The sequence below is a fragment of the Bifidobacterium sp. JNUCC 75 genome (assembly GCF_054819865.1).
Genome location: NZ_JBTHIF010000001.1, coordinates 1,676,744 through 1,696,858, shown reverse-complemented (window position 1 = coordinate 1,696,858; position 20,115 = coordinate 1,676,744). Strand labels below are relative to the sequence as shown.

At 62.6% G+C, this 20,115-nt stretch carries 14 protein-coding genes; 4 read left to right on the top strand and 10 right to left on the bottom strand.

What is annotated here, in order from left to right:
- Positions 1–1,248, top strand: a complete 1,248-nt coding sequence (locus ACVWNW_RS06865) for a DUF58 domain-containing protein (protein ID WP_454481874.1) — start codon at positions 1–3, stop codon at positions 1,246–1,248.
- The gene (locus tag ACVWNW_RS06860; RefSeq protein ID WP_454481872.1) at positions 1,245–3,659 is read left to right on the top strand and encodes a transglutaminase-like domain-containing protein; all 2,415 of its coding nucleotides are present in this window, start codon (positions 1,245–1,247) and stop codon (positions 3,657–3,659) included. Before ACVWNW_RS06865 ends, ACVWNW_RS06860 begins: the two co-directional genes overlap by 4 nt.
- 855 nt (positions 3,660–4,514) lie before the next feature.
- Here the strand turns inward: ACVWNW_RS06860 and ACVWNW_RS06855 are convergent.
- The 6 genes from ACVWNW_RS06855 to ACVWNW_RS06830 form a co-directional block, all read right to left on the bottom strand.
- Entirely contained in the window at positions 4,515–4,976 is a 462-nt protein-coding gene (locus tag ACVWNW_RS06855) for a type III secretion system chaperone family protein (RefSeq protein ID WP_454481870.1), read from the bottom strand.
- Positions 4,951–5,475, bottom strand: a complete 525-nt coding sequence (locus tag ACVWNW_RS06850; RefSeq protein WP_454481868.1) for a hypothetical protein — start codon at positions 5,473–5,475, stop codon at positions 4,951–4,953. Before ACVWNW_RS06850 ends, ACVWNW_RS06855 begins: the two co-directional genes overlap by 26 nt.
- Positions 5,476–5,516: 41 nt before the next feature.
- Positions 5,517–6,086, bottom strand: coding sequence for a DUF805 domain-containing protein (locus ACVWNW_RS06845; RefSeq protein ID WP_454481866.1), 570 nt, complete (start codon positions 6,084–6,086; stop codon positions 5,517–5,519).
- Between the two features lie 265 nt (positions 6,087–6,351).
- The gene (locus tag ACVWNW_RS06840) at positions 6,352–7,128 is read right to left on the bottom strand and encodes a hypothetical protein (protein ID WP_454481864.1); all 777 of its coding nucleotides are present in this window, start codon (positions 7,126–7,128) and stop codon (positions 6,352–6,354) included.
- Positions 7,129–7,273: 145 nt separating this feature from the next.
- Positions 7,274–7,867, bottom strand: a complete 594-nt coding sequence (locus ACVWNW_RS06835) for a DUF805 domain-containing protein (RefSeq protein WP_082097703.1) — start codon at positions 7,865–7,867, stop codon at positions 7,274–7,276.
- Between the two features lie 86 nt (positions 7,868–7,953).
- Entirely contained in the window at positions 7,954–8,754 is an 801-nt protein-coding gene (locus ACVWNW_RS06830; protein ID WP_454481862.1) for a hypothetical protein, read from the bottom strand.
- 239 nt (positions 8,755–8,993) lie between these two features.
- Here ACVWNW_RS06830 and ACVWNW_RS06825 point away from each other — a divergent pair, with 239 nt between their 5' ends.
- Entirely contained in the window at positions 8,994–9,482 is a 489-nt protein-coding gene (locus tag ACVWNW_RS06825; RefSeq protein ID WP_454481860.1) for a hypothetical protein, read from the top strand.
- A 121-nt stretch (positions 9,483–9,603) separates the two neighbouring features.
- Here the strand turns inward: ACVWNW_RS06825 and ACVWNW_RS06820 are convergent, their stop codons facing one another.
- The 4 genes from ACVWNW_RS06820 to ACVWNW_RS06805 form a co-directional block, all read right to left on the bottom strand.
- The gene (locus tag ACVWNW_RS06820) at positions 9,604–13,764 is read right to left on the bottom strand and encodes a DNA-directed RNA polymerase subunit beta' (RefSeq protein ID WP_454481858.1); all 4,161 of its coding nucleotides are present in this window, start codon (positions 13,762–13,764) and stop codon (positions 9,604–9,606) included.
- Between the two features lie 88 nt (positions 13,765–13,852).
- On the bottom strand, positions 13,853–17,419 hold the full coding sequence (gene rpoB, locus ACVWNW_RS06815; protein ID WP_454481856.1) for a DNA-directed RNA polymerase subunit beta: 3,567 nt from the start codon (positions 17,417–17,419) through the stop codon (positions 13,853–13,855).
- A gap of 194 nt (positions 17,420–17,613) precedes the next feature.
- The gene (locus ACVWNW_RS06810; RefSeq protein ID WP_454481854.1) at positions 17,614–18,276 is read right to left on the bottom strand and encodes a hypothetical protein; all 663 of its coding nucleotides are present in this window, start codon (positions 18,274–18,276) and stop codon (positions 17,614–17,616) included.
- Positions 18,277–18,306: 30 nt separating this feature from the next.
- Positions 18,307–19,362, bottom strand: coding sequence for an HhH-GPD family protein (locus ACVWNW_RS06805; protein WP_454481852.1), 1,056 nt, complete (start codon positions 19,360–19,362; stop codon positions 18,307–18,309).
- A 90-nt stretch (positions 19,363–19,452) separates the two neighbouring features.
- Between ACVWNW_RS06805 and ACVWNW_RS06800 the strand changes: the two genes are divergently transcribed.
- Entirely contained in the window at positions 19,453–20,106 is a 654-nt protein-coding gene (locus ACVWNW_RS06800; protein ID WP_454481850.1) for a tRNA (cytidine(34)-2'-O)-methyltransferase, read from the top strand.
- Positions 20,107–20,115: the final 9 nt, after the last annotated feature.

Genomic DNA, 20,115 nt, shown 5'->3' with positions numbered 1-20,115 from the left:
ATGACCGCCTTCGCCCGACGACCTGCCCCGGATGCAAGACCGGCATCCTCAGCCGAATCCAGACAAGGCATACGAGCCCAGACCGCTGACCTTTGGCAGTCGGTCACTGCCCTGGGCTGGGCTATGGCCTTGGCCGCGCTCGTTTGTGCTCTGGCCTTCGTCCCGACTGGCTGGCGTGAACTGCTTGCGGGTGTTCTGCTGGGCGTAGGCATGCTGCTGCTGGGGCTACTGATGAGCCTGGGCAATCTGTCCTGCAGCGCTGAAACGAGTCTGAACCAAGGACATCTGGAGGTGGGTGGCCAGGCCGAGCTGGTCCTGGTTCTGACCAACCCGGGCAACCGCTCCACCCGCCGCGGCCGAATCGGTCTGACTCTAGGCCAGGCAGCCGTCATGGCGCCTTTGCCTGCCCTGGCTCCCGGCCAGAATCACCAGATTCGCTTGAAGCTGGAAGCCAGGTCCCGTGGCGTGATTGACCTGGGCCCGGTGACCATGGAGGCCGGGGATCCGCTGGGACTCATCCGCCGTCGTCGAATCCTGGCAGGCGCCCGAAAACTCTATATCCATCCCCGCACGGTTGCCTTGCCACCCCTTGAAGCCGGACTGGAACGCGACCTGGAGGGCGATCCTGGTCCCGGCATTGTCGACGACGACCTGGAATTCCATGCCCTGCGCCCCTATGCTCCGGGCGATGACATGAAGCGGGTCCACTGGCTGTCCACTGCCCGTGCCGGCACCCTGATGGTCCGCCAGTATGAGCCCACCCTGCGTACCAGGACCGAACTGATCCTGGACGGCCAGGCTGCCTCCTACCGGAACGCGGATGAGTTCGAGCTGGCAGTTGAAATCTATGCCTCCTTGGGCTGCCAATGCCTGCTTGATGGCCGTCGGTTGCAAGCGCTGGCCCCGGAACCTGAAGATTCCGATGCCCATGGAACCACCCTGCCCACAGAGGACCCCCGTAGCTTTCTGGACGCCTGCAGTGCCATCCACCCCCGCCAAGGCGGCTATGACTTACTTGACCAGACTGATGCTTCCAAACAGATCAGTCTGACCATTCTGGTAACCGGTTCGCTAGGCGACCGCCAGCCCTCAGCGCTGATGGATGAATCAACTCAGAGCGCCTCCCCGGTCATGCTGCTGGCTGCTGACCTGGATGCTCAACCAAGCCTGCAGGCACAACCGGGCCTGGTCAACGCCGTTTTGGGTAGTATTCGGGACCTCCCCATCCTCTTGGAGAACCAGCCATGAGCACATCATCTGCATCATGGATGGACCAAGCCCAGAGGGAGCCGATTCGTCTGATCGATCGTGCTGGTCTGCGATCCACAGTCGACCCCACCTGGCGCCGCTCCCCTATCATTCTGGTCGCCGCACTGGCTCCGCTCGATCTGCTGGCCGGGCTGCAGCTGTTGCCGGTCTACGGCAGCCTGTCCTTCTGGCTGACAGTGGGAGCCGCAGCTTGTCTGACCGGACTACTGATCGCCATGCTCCCCCACCGCAGTATTGCCACAGCCCTCCTCCAACCTCTGCTGCTGATTGCGGGCCAGTTCCTACTGGGCCCCATCTTCGCTCTGAACGGCACAACACTGGCCCACGTCCTGCCCACCTGGGCAACCCTGACACAAGGGTGGTCCGCTACCTTCGGTGCTTTCAAGACCCTGGCAGCCATCGACCCGCCCCTTGGCCAGGAAGCCGGCGGATTGATGGCCCTGTGGACGCTGATGCTCTGGACCTGCTATCTGGCGGTGCTGCTGGCCCGCCATGGCCTGGGCCGCAATCTGGGACGGCCGGCACACCCAGCGGCCGTCCTGGCAGCCACTCTGCCCATCCTGGCCACCATGATTGTGTCAGCAGCCCTAGGCACCAGCAGAGGCCTCTATCCGGCATTGACGGGCGGCATCCTCTGGTTGCTTCTGCTGATTTGGAGCGCAAGTGGACTGGGTCTGCTGCGTCTACAAGGACTCGCATCCACTCTCCTGACCCTGGCCCTAGCAGCCGGAATGATTTTCTCCGCTGGAATCTTGCCTGCTCCGACCCGGCAGGTCACCCGCGACCATTATCAGCCGCCCATGGACCCCTACCAGTTCACCAGCCCCTTGAGCGACTACCGTGCCTATATCAAGCGACACCGCGACGATACCCTGGTCACGGTACGCAACCTGCCCGCCGGCACGCCGGTCCGGATGGCAGTCATGGACCGCTATGACGGCAAGGTCTGGAATCTGTCCGACTCCTCAGGCGCAGGAGCCGCCGACTACCGGCGCATCGGCACCCAGATCCGCACAGAAAGGCAGCAGGAGAAGACCAAGGACGGCGAACAAACTGGACAGCCCTTTACCGCAACCTTTCTAATTCGAGAAGGATTCGACCACGCCTGGCTACCCTCTGCCGGACAGGTCGACGGCATCGATCCGGACCAGGACCTGCAACGGAAAGACTTCTACTTCAACAAGGCTACGGACACTGCGCTGACCGATCAGACCCTGCAGGCAGGAGCCAGCTATACGGTGCACGGCGTGGCCCAAAACCGACCCGCAACCCGTCGCATAGCCGACAGCGATCCGGGAGATGCGCAGGTGCCTCCCCTGTCGGATGCCCCTGAAAGCCTGCCCAAAGCGGCTGCCTCCATGACCTCCATGCAGGTGCGCGGCGGTGCCAGGGCACTGGCCATCGAGGAACGGCTGCACAAGGAGGGATGGTTCTCCCATGGTCTGGCCGGCGACTATCCCTCGCCCTCCGGCCATGGCGATTATCGAATCAACCAGCTCCTGCAGGGCCAGGCCATGGTGGGCGACAGCGAGCAATATGCCTCAGCAATGGCACTCCTGGCCAGGCAGATGGGTCTGCCATCCCGGGTGGTCTTGGGATTTCTGCCCAAGAACCATGACGGTTCCATCAGCCGAGCACGGACCAGGACCCAGGCGGACGGGAGCACCCGAATTGACTTGACGGGACGTGATGCCCAGGCCTGGGTGGAGGTCAATCTGAAAGGACTCGGATGGATCCCCTTCCACCCCACACCACCAGAGACCAAGACCCCGGACAAATCCCTGGACCCCACACCACCCGACCCACGCACCCTGGTCCGCCAGCCACCACCCCCGCTGGCCGACCCTCCCCACGACGACCACACCACCCAAGGCAGGACCACCGTCGGCGGACAGGAAGCATCCCCGCAGTCTCCACCCTCCTTCTGGAAGCAGTACGGACCCCTGATAGCCAAAACGACGCTCTGGACCATGCCGGTCTGGCTACCCGCCCTCCCGATCCTGCTCCTACTAGGCATCAAAACCCGGCTACGCAGACGGGCACGGTCGACGGGCGACCCGAAGAAACGCATCCGTGCCGGCTGGCGACAGATCGGCAACCTGGGCAGGCAGACCGGCCTGTCCCTGGACGGCACCCGTAGCGAGCAAGCGGCTCTGATTGCCCAGACCCTTCTGACCGACCCCCCAGGGTCCTCGTCGGCCGGACTGCGCGGGGATCTGGATCGACTGCGCAGCATGGCCGATCAGGCCTCTTTCGATCGGCACCCCTCCGATGAACAGGAAGCCGAAGACTGCTGGCAGCTGGTGGACAAGCTTCAATCCGCCATCCTGGCGTCCTTGCCACGAACCCGACGCTGGCGCACCCTGCTTTCCCCCAGACACATGCGCTGACCCGCCCTACATGACTGGACCCGCCATGACATCTCCCTCCTGCCAAGACAGTGATATCGCATGGAAGAGAGCGTGTTCTACGATCGAGCTTCAAGAATCAAGACCCTACCAACCCACTGATGCAGGGCTTACACGCAAAGTTATGGCCAACCAACTGCGCCCATGGACAACAGGTGTAGACACGGTCGCCGGACAGTCGTTGTTTGCCACTGTCCTCCGATAACCTGGACCGCAGAGGAAAACAAAACAAGGGCCTTTACGGTCGCCGGGATCGTAAAGGCCCTCATCCTTTATCACATATCCTGCAGCCGAATCCACGACTACCAGTTGCTCAGCTATTCAGACGCTCAGACGCTCACTGATTGGAATGCTGATTCTTCGAGGAGGAGGTGGCATCGCCGGACTGCTGCGGTGGCTGCTGGGCTGAGTCGTTGCCATCGGGTTCCGGAACCAGAAGACGCAGCGCTGGCGCCATCAGCCCGGCAGGGTCCGGGACCTGCCCGCTGAGAGGATCGATACCAGCATGGCATGGTAGCTTGTTTGCGCGAACGCCTCAACCGACCGAGACCACTCCGGATGTCCAAAAGCGCCTTATCGACCTTGCTGAGTCTGAAAAGCGGGGATCTGTATCATTCGTGGAACCGTGTCATCACCGGCAAAGTACAGATAATCCTGTTGCCAGAGCACCTCTGTAGAACCGCGCGCTCCTCTGCGCGCACCAGCACTGCATCCCCTATGGCCTGCAAGACCCCGGCATACCGGTCAGCGGCCATGCCGGGCATTTCGCACCAGTTGGGGTTTACCACCAGCGTGCATGCTCCGGAAGCACAGTCACGCCTGACCCTGCACTTCGTCCTAGGCAATCCTTATCTTCGACAGCTGCTCTTGGGCAAAGCGAAGGAAACCGTCCGAACCCGCCATGGCATACTTCAGCAGGCGATCGAACTGGTCATCATCCATCCCGCCCTGGCAATTCACCACGAACAAGGTGTGGAAGACCAGGCCTTTTTCGGAACTCTGCAAATAGGCACCCGGCCCCTCATAGTACCGGTTCCAGGCATTGCAGACATCCTCAAGCAAATCATGCTGGCCATTCGGATGACTGCCCTGCTCAGTCCCATGAACCACCAGATACTTATCATGCTCGCCACGGACACTAAAATCGAGCGCGATATTCCCCCATAAACCGATCCAGGCCTGCTCATGATATTCGACACGGTATCCTTGGGCATCCAGCCACTGCTGTATTCTCTTCCCGTCAACCACGGATTTCATCGGCTGTTCCATTTGTTCATGCCCCTCTTCCGTATGGCGCATTCGGTATGCGTATGGGATCCGGGCACTGATCATTTACCCAAGCATAAAGATTCTGTATCAGATAGATGGAATCATCGAGACGTTGTCCCAGTACCTCATCCCGCTCGTCGCACATAATCTGCCCGACTCCCGCTATCCTGACGGCCTGGTTCTGCTCTAAGGAAGGTTCGGTGGCATAGGCCTTGAGATATCCAACTGATCGGTTCCATTCAGTACAGACATTCACCGCATCCCGATACCTGGCGGAGCTGAATCCCCGGCTCCACAGACTTGTGAAACCAATGGAATCCAGACTTTTGCTCATTACAAAGGTAATGCCGCAATCGACCAGCGGCACCAGTACAGGACCGCCGCTGGCATTGACGTACGAGGGTATCCCCCGCTGAGCGAGCAGTCGTATTATGCGGGTAATAGGAATTGGAAGGCCTTGCAATAATTGCTCATCCACACTCATCCCAGCGGTTCCCTGTCCTCCCACATCCGCAGCAGTATCAGTCATCCCAGTCTCCTTATATAAATCCACCCGTGCAGGCTAGTCAGTCAAGGTCGGATCGTACCCGACTGGTTCACTCCCGCCCCTATTACTCCGTTGTCGATTACTCCGTTGTCAATTGCCCCGTTGTCAAAGGACAGACGGCGATGACGGGAAGGCGTGCACATGATGACCAGCTGAATCACTATCGCCACGAGCAGCGGGATGACAGCCAAGAGCAAAGGACCGCCACCTATGGTCAACATTCGAGATTTCACCAGACCAATCGTGGCTATAGCCATAAGACCGTACGGAATCAAAGTCAGCCATCCCGGCAGCAATAAATCATGCAGACGCCGCACCTCCAGAGCATACTCTGGCACCACCATGATCAGGTCAAAGACCAGGGGGATGAGAGCCCAGGTTCCCCCGCCGCATACCTTACTCAGGCCCTGCTCTACAATTGATAGAACGATGAAGAACACCCATATCTCCTTGCGGCACGATCTCCCCCGCCCCCGGGCAAACAGGTAGAACGGCCGCTGCAGACATTCTCGAAATGTAGCGTCATACATGGGTTCGAAACCCTTCATCTCTGCCACACGAGGCGGTCTATTTTCAAACAAGGCAACAGCCATGGTCCCCTTCCTTCCATGCAACTCGAGCGGCCAGCCAGAACAGATTCCGCCGCAACCAACTTCATTGTCGGCAACCAGCGTGGATTGCATTACGGCTGTAGATATCGTTTACGTAAGGCCTGAAGCCCAGTAAAGACCTGGACGATTTTTAATACTACAGGACTCCACTTGCCGCCATGCAGTAGCAAACGAAACAGCCGACATCCAACCCGACTGCGGCCAAGCAGACCAGATGCGCGACAGGTACGTCTTACCAGTAACGCCCTCATTGATCCTGCACGGCGGTGCTGCCGCGTGCCAGGGCGGCCACCAGGGTCATCAGGTCGAAGATCAGCGCCCAAGCCGCCAGCCACTCGAAGGAGGCGTCACGGTCGTCGCCCGCGCAATAGTCGATTGCCCACAGGTCCTGCAGAAACCACAAGGCTCCGGTTGCGCCCACGGCCACGCACCAGGGCAGGCACGACAGGGGGGAACCCCCGGACAGCAGGCACAGCATCCACGACGGCAGCACGCACGACGCAGCCGAAGCAGCCCAGGCCGCCACACGGCCACGCACCCGATCCGACACGAACCGCAGCCAGGTCACCCCGGCCACCACCAGCACAGCCACCGACACGAACACCCAGCGCATCACCCCCGGACGCTCGCCGGTCATCGCGCCGAACATCACCCCCCAGCAGGGCATCGTCGGCATCGTCAAAGCCAGGCACCAGAACCCCGGACGCCCCCCACGGCTCTCGAACCGGCTTAAAAACCACCACATCGCAAAAACCGAGAACAGACCCGCCAAGCAGAACTGTATAAAACGGTCGCGCATCCACTGCTCATCCCCATACAGGAAGGCCCAGCCCGGTACAAACCCCGCCAGGAAAGCCGCCCCGTACACCGCCAGCTTGCGCACCACGCCGGCACGAGAAAAGGCACGCTCCCCCACAGCCGCATGACGCGCGCATCCCGCCACCCGCGACATGACCGAAGACGCACTCTGCAGCCAGGACCTCCCGACAGGAAGCCGCAAGGAACCAGAAACACCATCAGCCATCACACACCACTCTCCTGCTCAAAGCCTCGAATCCGCCACTTGGCCCACCAGAACGTCGATTCCGGTCTTGTATCAGTGCCGTTCATGCAGGTCTCTTTCCATCCCGCATCGTCGAGGTTCACCCTTTCCTGTTACAGCAGAGGGGTCACTGTCCGTTCGGGTTCCCTGGATACTGTGCCGTACCAGTCCGACTCACACTGAGGCTTCCGTTATCGACAACTGGATGACGATGACGCGAGGGAACGCACATGATGGCCAGCCGGACTACTACAGCCAGAAGGAGGATGATGACCCCCAGGGGCGAAGGGGCGGACGGATCCAGTCCTTCCAAGGTATCCGACACCATCGGACCGACAATCAGACCCACGCCCACCACCTCCAGCACATAAGGGACGAGCGCCAACCACCCCGACAGGGCCAGATCATGCAGACGCCGCACCGTCAGGGCATACATAGGCACCAGCACCGCCAGGGAGAACAGCCCCGGTATGACGGCCAAGAGACCCGAAGAGAACAAGCGGGTCAGGAAGGTGTCCAAGACCCAGACGAACGCGGCAAAAACCCATATCTCCTTGCGGCAGGAACGTCCCTTCCCTCTCGCATACAGGTAAAAGGGCCGTTGCATGCACTCCTGCATGGTCGCATCGTACATGGGCTCGTACCCCTTCATCACATCCACACGAGGCGGCCTCTTCGATAACAAGGCACTGGCCATAATCCTCACCTTCACTTTCTTCATAAACCCATCCCGACGGATTGTCGGGACGGAACATCCAATATCGACATCAACGCAAGCACACCCATGGCGCAACCCACCGTCCGGCGTCACCGGCCGGCATCGTCGTCATCATTGGAGGTTCCCAGGAGGGAAGCGATCAGCAGGATCAGATCGAACACCAGTGCCCAGGCCGCCAACCACTCGAAAGCCGCATCACGATGCGTGCTCGCGCATTTCTCGATCGCCCACATGTCCAGCACGAACCACAAGGCGCCGACGATGCCCACCACGCAGCACCAGAACAAGGACGCGCCAGCCGACCCCGTCACCTTGCCCAGCATCCAGGACGGCACCACACACAACACCACCATCGCCGCCCACCACACGAACCCGTTGCGCACCAGCCGCATCACCACCGGAAATACCAACACCCCAACAGCCACCAACACAGCCACCGACACCAGAATCCACCGGATCACGCCACCGGAATAGCGGGCGCCAGAACCCAATATGATGCCGAACCCTGGAGCGCACGGAAGCGACAACATCACAAACCAGGGCCCCGGGCGCCCCTTCCCATCCTCATACCGCCCCAACAGGATCAGAACAGCAAATCCAGAAAGCACAGCAAGCAAAACAGCTTGACCTATCCGCATGCGGATCCAATCCTGGTCCTGGTCAAACAGGAGGAACCAGCCGCAGGCGAACCCGGCTAAATAGGTCATTCCGTACAGCACCGTCTTCCACAGGACCCCGCCCAGAGAGAACTCACGGGCACCAGGCCGCGCATGCGGGATGCTCCCCACCACACGCGACATGATCGACGACAGGACAAACGCATCAACCCGATCATCAACGCCATCCGACACCCCGCCGGCACCAACGCGCCCACCGGTCGACACAGACATCACCACCACTCACCCTTCGCCCTACACCTGCGCAAGCACGGAACCCAAAGAACCGGCTAACGGCGAGAAAGGCTTCAAATAACCAAGGCTCTCAGACACCGACGTCTTCCACCCGATACCGCCTTTATCTTGATTATAGACCTGACGCTTCAAGGCCTCGACCTCCTCTGTGACCACAGAGGAGGCGGACGGGTCCAGCCTGCCGTCCGGCGTCAGCGGACGGGAGCACTCGAATCGACTTGACGGGACGTGATGCACAGGCCTGGGTGGAGGTCAATCTGAAAGGACTCGGATGGATCCCCTTCTACCCCACACCACCAGAGACCAAGACCCCGGACAAATCCCTGGACCCCACACCACCCGACCCACGCACCCTGGTCCGCCAGCCACCACCCCCGCTGGCCGACCCTCCCCACGACGACCACACCACCCAAGGCAGAACCAGCGTCGGCGGGCAGGAAGCAACCCCGCAGTCTCCACCCTCCTTCTGGAAGCAGCACGGACCCCTGATAACCAAAACGACACTCTGGACCATACCGGTCTGGCTACCCGCCCTCCCGATCCTGCTCCTACTAGGCATCAAAACCCGGCTACGCCGACCTGCCTACATGACTGGGACCCACCATGACATTTCCTTCCTGCTGAGATTTAGTCGCCAAATAGCCGTCATCTACAGCCATCGTCGTCACTGTCTGCCTGCAATCTTGACCGCAAGAAAAGCAAAATAAGGGCCCGTGCGATCGCTATGATCGCGCGGGCCCTCATCCTTTATCGCATATCCTGCAGCCGAATCCGCGAGGCCGGATCATCCGGCCCAAGCGGATCTGCGGCTACTGGCCGTGCAGGCACTCACTGGTTGGAGTGCTGATCCTCCGAAGAGGAGAAGGTGGCCGAACCAGGCTGCTGGGATGGCTTCTGATCCGAGTCACTGCCATCGGCGGCGTCCGAGGATCCCGTGCCTGTGGCAGCCGTCTGATCGCCGGACTCAGCTGACGGATCCTGCACGTTGGGGGTGTCCAGATGGCTCTGGCCGCCCTGGTCGTTGAGGAAGTCGTCAGGGTTGAAGTCGTCGCCCAGCTTCAGGTCCCCGAAGTCGATGTTGGAGAAGTCCACATCGTTCAGGTCGGCGTCGCTCAGGTCCACGTCGCCGCCACCCAGGCCGAAGTTGGGGTAGATGGTGTCGCGGATGGCCTTGTCGGGCTCCACGGTGGCGTTGCGGTACCTGGCCAGGCCGGTGCCGGCCGGGATCAGCTTGCCGATGATCACGTTCTCCTTGAGGCCCTTCAGGTCGTCGACCTTCTGGTTCAGGGCGGCCTCGGTAAGCACGCGGGTCGTCTCCTGGAAGGAGGCGGCCGACAGCCAGGAGTCAGTGGCCAGGGAGGCCTTGGTGATGCCCATGAGTTCGGGGCGTCCCGCGGCCGGCTTGCCTCCGGCCTTGACGGCCTTCATGTTGGCGGCCTTGAACTTGGCCTGGTCGACCAGCTCGCCGGGCAGCAGGTCGGTGTCCCCCGAATCGATGACCGTCACGCGGCGGAGCATCTGGTGGACGATGACCTCGATGTGCTTGTCGTGGATGTCCACGCCCTGGGAGCGGTAGACCGTGTGCACCTCGTTGACGATGTTCACCTGGGCGGCGCGCGGGCCGAGGATGCGCAGGATCTTCTTGGGATCCACGGAGCCCTCGATCAGCTGGGTGCCAGCCTCGACATGCTGTCCGTCCTTGACCATCATGGGCGCACGGCGGGTGACCGGGTAGGTCAGTGCCTCCACAGAGGTGTCGTCCGGGGTCAGGGTCACCTGACGGCCGCGGTCGGTGTCCTCCACCTTGACGGTTCCGGGGAACTCCGCGATGGGAGCCTCGCCCTTGGGGGTACGGGCCTCGAAGAGCTCGGTGACACGGGGAAGACCCTGGGTGATGTCGGAGGCCGAAGCCACACCGCCGGAGTGGAAGGAACGCAGCGTCAGCTGGGTGCCGGGCTCGCCGATGGACTGGGCAGCCACAATACCCACGGCCTCGCCCACATCCACCAGCTTGTTGGTGGCCAGGGACCAGCCGTAGCACTTGGCGCACACCCCGCGGGTGGACTCGCAGGTCAGGACCGAGCGGGCCTTGACCTCCTCCACACCGTGGGCGACCATGTCGCGTAGGACGTCCATGGACAGGGCGTCGCCGCGCTTGTAGAGCACGGTCTTGCCGTCCTTGGGGTCAATGACGTCAGCGGCCAGGAGCCTGGAGTAGGGTCCGCCGTCGGCGGCCTTGACCAGGACCAGCTTGCCCTGCTCGTCGCGCTCGGCCACCTTCATGGTCAGACCGCGCATGGTGCCGCAGTCCTCCTCGCGCACGATCACGTCCTGGGAGACGTCGACCAGACGACGGGTCAGGTAGCCCGACTCGGCGGTACGCAGTGCGGTGTCGGCCAGACCCTTGCGGGCGCCGTGCTGGGAGATGAAGTACTCCAGCACTGACAAGCCGTCGTGGTAGTTGGACTTGACCGGTCGAGGAATGATCTCGCCCTTGGGGTTGGCCACCAGGCCTCGCATACCGGCGATCTGGCGGATCTGCATCCAGTTGCCTCGCGCCCCGGACTGGACCATGATGTTCACGTTGTTGTCCGGAGTGAAGTGCTCCTGCATGGCATCAGCCACCTTGTCGGTGCACTCGGTCCACAGGTTGATCAGCTCCTGACGGCGCTCCTCGTCAGTCAGCAGACCCATGTCGTACTGGGAGTTGACCTTGGCGGCCTGCCCCTGGTACTCGTTGACGATCTCGCCGCGCTCGGGCGGCACCACGATGTCAGAGAAGGCCATGGTCACGCCGGACCACTGGGCCCGGGTGAAGCCCAGATCCTTCAGGGCATCAAGGGTCGCCGCAACCTGTGCGGTCGAGTACCGAGTGGCGATGTCGTCCACGATGCCGGACAGCTTGCCCTTGGGCACCTGCTCGTTGATGAAGGGGTAGTCCACAGGCAACGTCCGGTTGAACAGGACCCGCCCGTAGTTGGTGGCGAAGAGCCTGGAGCCGTCCTTGAAGACCTCCTCCTTGACCACGTCAGGGCTGCCGGGCTCGGGGTCGATGACCTTGAGGTCGCCGGGCTTCCAGTCCTTGGGCATGACGAAGTCGGCGGGCACCCGCAGCAGGATCTTGGCCTGCATGTCGATCTCGCCCAGGTCCAGGGCCATCCGGGCCTCGGCCAGGCTGGAGAAGATCCGGCCCTGGCCCTTGGCGCCGTCAACCACGGTGGTCAGGTAATACAGACCCAGAATCATATCCTGGGAGGGCATGGTGACCGTATGGCCGTCAGCGGGCTTGAGGATGTTGTCGGAGGCCAGCATGAGCGAACGGGCCTCAGCCTGGGCCTCCGCCGACAGGGGCAGGTGGACTGCCATCTGGTCGCCGTCGAAGTCGGCGTTGAAGGCCGCGCAGGCCAGCGGGGGCAGGTGGATGGCCTTGCCTTCGACCAGGATGGGCTCGAAGGCCTGGATGCCCAGACGGTGCAGCGTAGGTGCACGGTTGAGCAGGACGGGGTGCTCGGAGATGACCTCCTCCAGCACGCCCCAGACCTCGGGGTCGCCGCGGTCCACCAGACGCTTGGCGCTCTTCATGTTCTGCGCGTAGTTGAGGTCCACCAGCCGCTTGATGACGAAGGGCTTGAAGAGCTCCAGGGCCATGGGCTTGGGCAGGCCGCACTGGTGCATGCGCAGGGAGGGCCCGACCACAATCACGGAACGGCCGGAGTAGTCCACACGCTTGCCCAGCAGGTTCTGGCGGAAGCGGCCCTGCTTGCCCTTGAGCATGTCTGCTAGGGACTTCAGGGGGCGGTTGGAGGCTCCGGTGACGGGACGGCCACGGCGGCCGTTGTCGAAGAGGGAGTCCACTGCCTCCTGGAGCATGCGCTTCTCATTGTTGAGCATGATCTCGGGGGCGCCCAGCTCGATCAGGCGCTTGAGCCTGTTGTTGCGGTTGATGACGCGCCGGTAGAGGTCGTTCAGGTCGGAGGTGGCGAAGCGGCCGCCGTCCAGCTGCACCATGGGGCGCAGGTCGGGCGGGATGACCGGGACGACATCCAAAACCATGGCCTCGGGCTTGTTGCCGGTGTTCAGGAAGGCGGAGACCACCTTGAGCCGCTTGAGGGCACGGGCCTTGCGCTGGCCGGAGCCAGTGTCGATCTCGTGACGGAGCTCCTTGGCGGCACCCTCCAGATCGAAGTCCTGCAGACGCTTCTTGATGGCCTCGGCGCCCATGCAGCCCTCGAAGTAGTCACCGTAGCGGTCCTGCATCTCCCGCCACAGATCAACGTCGCCCTCCATATCGCCGGGCTTCAGGGTCTTGAAGCGGTCGAAGACGGCGGTGATCCGCTGAATCTGGTCGTCATAGCGCTTGCGGATGGCGGTCATGTCCCGCTCGGCTCCGTTGCGCAGACGGGCCTTCATTGAACTTTTGACCTCGTCGGTCTTCTCCAGCTCAGCCAGGTCCTCCTCCAGCTTCTTGGCGCGCTTGTCGATCTCAAGGTCGCGCTTCTTCTCCAGCTGGGAGATTTCATTGTCGAACTCGTCCTGCAGGTCGGGCAGGTCCTTGTGACGCTGCTCCTCATCCACCTTGGTGACCATGTAGGCCGCGAAGTAGATGACCTTCTCCAGGTCCTTGGGCGCGATGTCCAGCAGGTATCCCAGCCGGGAGGGCACGCCCTTGAAGAACCAGATGTGGGTGACGGGGGCGGCCAGCTCGATATGGCCCATACGCTCGCGGCGGACGCGGGAACGGGTGACCTCCACGCCGCAGCGCTCGCAGACGATCCCCTTGAAGCGCACGCGCTTGTACTTGCCGCAGGCGCACTCCCAGTCGCGGGTGGGTCCAAAGATCTGCTCGCCGAACAGGCCGTCCTTCTCGGGCTTCAAGGTACGGTAATTGATCGTTTCTGGCTTCTTGACCTCGCCATAGCTCCAGCCGCGGATGTCGTCGGCCGTGGCCAGTCCGATTCTCAGTTTGTCAAATGCATTGACGTCCAGCACTCTGTGTCCTGTCTTTGATCTTGTAACTGCTCTGAAGTTTGCCTCTTGGCGGGATGCCCTTCAGGCGGGCATCCCTGTGATTGGTGGTTCAGCGGTACTCCGGTTCGGGAGCGGACTGGTCGGCCTTGGCGGCGGCGTCCGGACGGGCGCCGATGTTGAAGCCCAGGTCGTCGGAGGCGGCGCTGGGGTCGTCGTCCTCGTCCTTCATCTCGATCACGTTGCCTTCCGCGTTGAGCACCTCCACGTTCAAGGAGAGCGACTGCATCTCCTTGAGCAGCACCTTGAAGGATTCGGGGATACCGGCCGCCGGCAGGTTCTCCCCGCGCACAATGGCTCCGTAGGCCCGGACGCGACCATCCACGTCGTCGGACTTGGTGGTCATCATCTCGTGCAGGGTGTAGGCGGCGCCGTAGGCCTCCAGGGCCCAGACCTCCATCTCGCCGAAGCGCTGGCCGCCGAACTGGGCCTTGCCGCCCAGGGGCTGCTGGGTGATCATCGAGTAGGGGCCGGTGGACCGGGCGTGGATCTTGTCATCCACCAGGTGGTGGAGCTTGAGCATGTACATGTAGCCCACGGAGATGGGCTTGGTGAAGGGCTCGCCGGTGCGGCCGTCGTAGAGCACGGCCTTGCCGTCGTCGCCCACCAGGCGCTCGCCGTCACGATTGGGCAGGGTGGTCTTGAGCAGACCGTTCAGGGCATCCTCACGCACGCCGTCGAAGACCGGGGTGGCCACAGCAGTGCCGGGTTCGGCCTTCTCGGCACCTGCCGGGATGTGCTTCTTCCACTCCGCCTCCAGGTCGGGATCCAGGCTGATGTCCCAGCCGGAGTGGGCGATCCATCCCAGGTGGAGCTCCAGGACCTGGCCCAGGTTCATACGGGAGGGCACGCCCAGCGGGTTGAGCATGATGTCGATGGGGGTGCCATCGGCCATGAAGGGCATATCCTCCTCGGGCAGGATCCTCGAGATGACGCCCTTGTTGCCGTGACGGCCGGAGAGCTTGTCGCCCTGGGTGATCTTGCGGTGCTGGGCGATGTAGACCCGGATCATCCGGTTGACGCCGTTGGGCAGCTCGTCGCCGTCCTCCTCGGCATCCTCGCGGGTGACCTCCTTGACCTCGATAACAGTGCCGGTCTCGCCGTGGGGCACCCGCAGGCTGGTGTCGCGCACCTCGCGGCTCTTCTCACCGAAGATGGCCCGCAGGAGCCGTTCCTCGGGGGTCAGCTCGGTCTCGCCCTTGGGGGTGACCTTGCCGACCAGGATGTCCCCGGCCTCGACCTCGGCACCGATGCGGATGATGCCGCGCTCGTCCAGGTTGGCCACCGCATCCTCGCCCACGTTGGGCAGGTCACGGGTGATCTCCTCGGCGCCCAGCTTGGTCTCGCGGGCGTCGGTCTCGTACTCCTCGATGTGGATGGAGCTCAGGGTGTCGTCCTGTACCAGCCGCTGGGAGATGATGACGGCGTCCTCGTAGTTGTAGCCGTTCCAAGGCATGAAGGCCACCAGGACGTTCTTGCCCAGGGCCATCTCGCCCTTCTCGGTGGCGGGGCCGTCAGCCAGGACCGTGCCGGCCTCGACCCGCTCCCCGTCCTTGATCAGGGGGACCTGGTTGTAGCAGGTGGTCTGGTTGGACCGCTGGAACTTGGCCAGCTTGTAGGAGGACTGGGTGCCGTCGTCATTCATGACGCGGATGATGTCGGCGGATACGTAGGTGACCACGCCCGGCTTCTCGGCCAGGATGACATCGCCTGAGTCGATGGCGGAACGCCACTCGGAGCCGGTGCCCACCAGGGGACGCTCGGACTTGACCAGGGGGACGGCCTGACGCTGCATGTTGGTGCCCATCAGCGCTCGGTGGCCTTCGTCATGCTCCAGGAACGGAATCAGTGAAGCGCCCACCGAAACCATCTGCCGGGGGGAGACATCCATCAGATCCACCTGGGAGACGGGCACATCCTTGGCCTCGGCCTCAGCGTCACGCACCAGGGCCTCGTCCTCGACGAAGTGTCCGGTCTCGTCGATCTCCTGGTTGGCCTGGGCGATGGTGTGCTCGGACTCCTGGTCAGCGGTCATGTAGACCACGTCGTCGGTCACCTGGCCATCAATGACCTTGCGGTAGGGTGTCTCGATGAAACCGAAGGGGTTGACCCGGGCGAAGGTTGCCAGGGAGCCGATCAGGCCGATGTTGGGGCCTTCAGGGGACTCGATGGGGCACATGCGTCCGTAGTGGGAGGGGTGCACATCGCGCACCTCCATGGAGGCGCGGTCGCGGGACAGACCGCCGGGACCCAGGGCCGAGAGACGACGCTTGTTGGTCACGCCGGCAAGCGGGTTGTTCTGATCCATGAACTGGCTCAGCTGGGAGGTTCCGAAGAACTCCTTGATGGTGGCGTTGACCGGACGGATGTTGATCAGGGACTGCGGGGTGATGGCCTCGGCATCCTGGGTTGTCATCCTCTCGCGGACCACGCGCTCCATACGGCTCAGGCCGGTGCGCAGCTGGTTCTGGATCAGCTCGCCCACCTGGCGGATGCGGCGGTTGCCGAAGTGGTCGATGTCGTCCACGTCCACCCGCAGCTCGATGTCCTTGCCGTCGCGGCGGCCGGGGAAGGTCTGCCCGCCTGCATGCAGGGTGACCAGGTACTTCAGAGTGGCGATGATGTCCTCGGGATGCAGGCTGCGGTCGTTGAAGTCGGCCTCGAGACCCAGCTTGCGGTTGATCTTGTAGCGGCCGACCCGGGCCAGGTCATAGCGCTTGGTGTTGAAGTAGAAGGAATCCAGCAGGTTGCGGCCTGCCTCGGGCGAGGCGGTGTCCGCAGGCCGGATCTTCCTGTACAGGTCGGTCAGGGCCTCGTCCTGGGTCTCGATGGTCTCCTTCTCCAAGGCGTCCAGCACCAGCGGGTAGCCCTTGAAGGCCTTGCGAATCTGCGGCTTGGTCATGCCGATGGCCATGAGGAAGACGATGGCGGACTGCTTGCGCTTGCGGTCCACGCGCACGCCCAGCACATCGCGCTTGTCGATTTCGAACTCCAGCCAGGCGCCACGGCTGGGGATGATCTTGGCCCCGAAGACCTCCTTGTCGGAGTTGCGGTCCTGGGTGCGATCGAAGTAGACGCCGGGAGAGCGCACCAGCTGGGAGACGATGACACGCTCCGAACCTCCGATGATGAAGGTGCCGTGGGGGGTCTGCAGCGGGAAGTCGCCCATGAAGACGGTCTGCGACTTGATCTCGCCGGTGTCCCCGTTCTCGAATTCGGCGTTCACATACAGGGGGGCGGAGTAGGTGTAGTCCTTCTCCTTGCACTCCTGGACCGTGTGCCGAGGCTCCTCGAAGTAGGGATCCGAGAAGGTCAGACTCATGGTCTGTGCGAAGTTCTCGATGGGAGAGATCTCCTGGAAGACCTCATCCAGGCCGGAGACGGGAGCCACGGTATGTGTCCCGTTGACCCGATCCTCTTCGACCCGCTTCTTCCAGCGGTCGTTGCCGACCAGCCAGTCGAAGCTATCGGTCTGCACGCCCAGGAGGTAAGGTACCTCGATGGGTTCGCGGATGGATCCGAAATTGACACGATCGGTGGCCTTGTGCAGTTTGATGTCATGTTCGTCAGCGCGTGCCTGCGTGGCGGTGGTACTACTTACAGCTTTATTGGCAGCCAAAATGGACGTTCCTTATCGCTCGCCGTACTCGATCATTCCTGTTACCCCAGGGAGATGCCGAATGGCCGCCATATGCCTATTCGCGGGCACCTCCTCGATGATGCATGCCCGCTATATGACATACCTCATGCAAAGACAAGACTATAGCAGACAAGAACCATGGACGCAATCGGCGTGTCGTCTTGAAAAAGCTGCTATTGGACCATGACCGGCACCGGCTGGGAGACCACGTTGGAATCGGCCTTGAGCACCAACTTGGCCTTGTAGGAACCGGCGTCGACCAGGGGCAGCTTCTCGTCGGGCTGGCAGCTCTCCTGGCTCCTGTCGGCATGCCAGGTGATGGTTTGCACATCCTTGTCGCCAGTGGCCATAAGCAGGGTACGAGCCCCCACCGGGCAGGCATCGGAGCGCCAAACGGTATCCTGACCGCTGGTGATGACCAGCACACGGCCGCCGTCGGAGCCGTCAACCAAGCATGAGCCTGTCCCCTTGTGACGAATGGTCGCCGTGAAGTCGATGGAACCGCCGACTTCAGTGCTGGGATCGGGCGCAGCCAGCTCCAGCGCCAGATCCCCCTTGTTGCAGTCAGGAGCTCCTGAGGAATGCTTCTTGCCAGCATCCTTCTTCTGATCTTTGCCCTGTTTGTCCTTGTCTTTGGATTTGGTCTTTGCGGACTGCTGGGCGCTGGTCGAGGCACCCTGGCCCCCATCGCCTCCGCGCATGGCTCTGATTCCTGCCCCCACGCCCCAGACCAGGCCAGCACAGACCAGCAGGAAGAGCATCGCCAGCAGGGCGGCCGCAATCCTCCGGCGACGGTACATCCGCCGTTTCTTTTCGCTCATGCGTCGCTTGGCCATACTTCTCCAGTCTAATCGTTAGGACGGCCTTCACTGCGGCAAGCTTAGGCGGCCGTCCTGGCCAATCTCAAGAAGGCCGTCCTCGTCCAGGGATGCGATGCACCGATCAAGTCGGATTTCGTCGTCGCACAGCTGTTTCAGATCCTGTCTGGAGACGGGTGCGCCGGAAGCCTGCCGCAGTGCCTGGAGGATGGCACCGCGGACCTGCCGGTCGGTACCGGCGAAGCGCTGACGGGGCCTTGTCCTGCCTGCGCCCAAACCAGGTAGTCCAGCCTTGAGAAAGCGGCAGTAACCGGCCAGAGGGCAGATGTCGCAGGCCGGCTTGCGAGCGATGCAGACTGTGGCGCCCAGCTCCATGACAGCCTGGTTCCATCGGGCCGATGGCGGCTCACGCCAGGCAGCCGACCTGACCTTCGGATCAGCCAGTCCCAGACGGTCACTATCTTTCTGGGCACCGCTGTCCTCGGCACCGACATCCTCCGGCCCTCCGGCATCGGCGCTAACACTCTCCGGCCCTTCATCCTCGGGCAGGACCTGCCCGGCCAGCTGGCGTTCCTCTCGGCTGGCAGCGCCTCCAGTGGATTCACGCCCCAGAAAGACCCTGGAGAGCACCCTGCGGATATTGGTGTCGATGACGGCGATCCTCTCGCCGTAGGCAAAGCTCATGACAGCGCTGGCCGTATAGTCGCCGATGCCGGGCAGGGCCACCAGCTGGTCGTAATCCCGGGGCAGCCGGTCTGCATACTGGCCGGCCACCTGCTGTGCGCATTCCTGCAGGCGCAGGGCTCGGCGCGGGTAGCCCAGTCGGCCCCAGGCCGTAATGACCTCGGCCTTGGGAGCGACAGCCAGGGATGCCGCATCCGGCCATACCTTCATCCAGGCCGTCCAGTAGGGCACCACCCGGCTCATCTGGGTCTGCTGGCTCATGACCTCGGAGACCAGTACCCCCCAGGGCGTAGTTCGCCCAAAGCGCCAAGGCAGATCGCGGGCGTACCGGCTCCACCAATCGAACAGCCGCAAGCGGATTGGCTCAATCTCCGCCAAGACCGTATCCGCACCCTCCATGGTCACACCGCCCTTCGCCATCCGGTTCCGCCTCATTCAACCGCCGTATTCTGCCCGACGGTGCCGACCGGCGCTGCCTTACCTGTCGTTTGGCGACGGTAGGTTGGCCTCATGAACAGGCAGGAGCAGGAGCGGTCCGACGACCCGTCGAAGGCCGTCGACAGCATGTACGAGTACGGATACCGCAAATCGAATTATGGTCCGGATGAGCTGGTCACCGACGCCCACGGCAACCCCATCTCCGTAGTGGACGCCATGATGAAAGCCGATCAGGCCAGCCGGGTGAAGACCTCCACCCCCCACCTGTGCTACTACTCGCCGCGGATCCCCGGCAACACCGGCTCCGCCATCCGCCTGTGCGCCGTGACCGGCACCATCCTGCACCTGATAGAACCCCTGGGCTTCAACCTCAAAGACACCAAGTTGCGCCGGGCCGGCCTGGACTACCATGACATGGCCCACGTGGTCCTCCACCCGGACTTCGACGACCTGGTCCGCTCCATGCCCCACAGCCGGATCATCGCCTTCACCGCCCACGCCGACAAGCTCTACACCGAGATCAGCTACCGGCCCGACGACATCCTCCTGTTCGGACCCGAGCCCGGCGACATCCCCGACCCCATGGACATCATGGCTGGCCCTCACGTAGCCGAACAGGTCAGGCTGCCCATGCGGCCCAGCCTGCGCAGCCTGAACCTGACCAACTGCGCCTCCATCGCCATCTACGAGGCCTGGCGGCAACTGGGATTCCAAGGCGGCCGCTGAACCATGCGA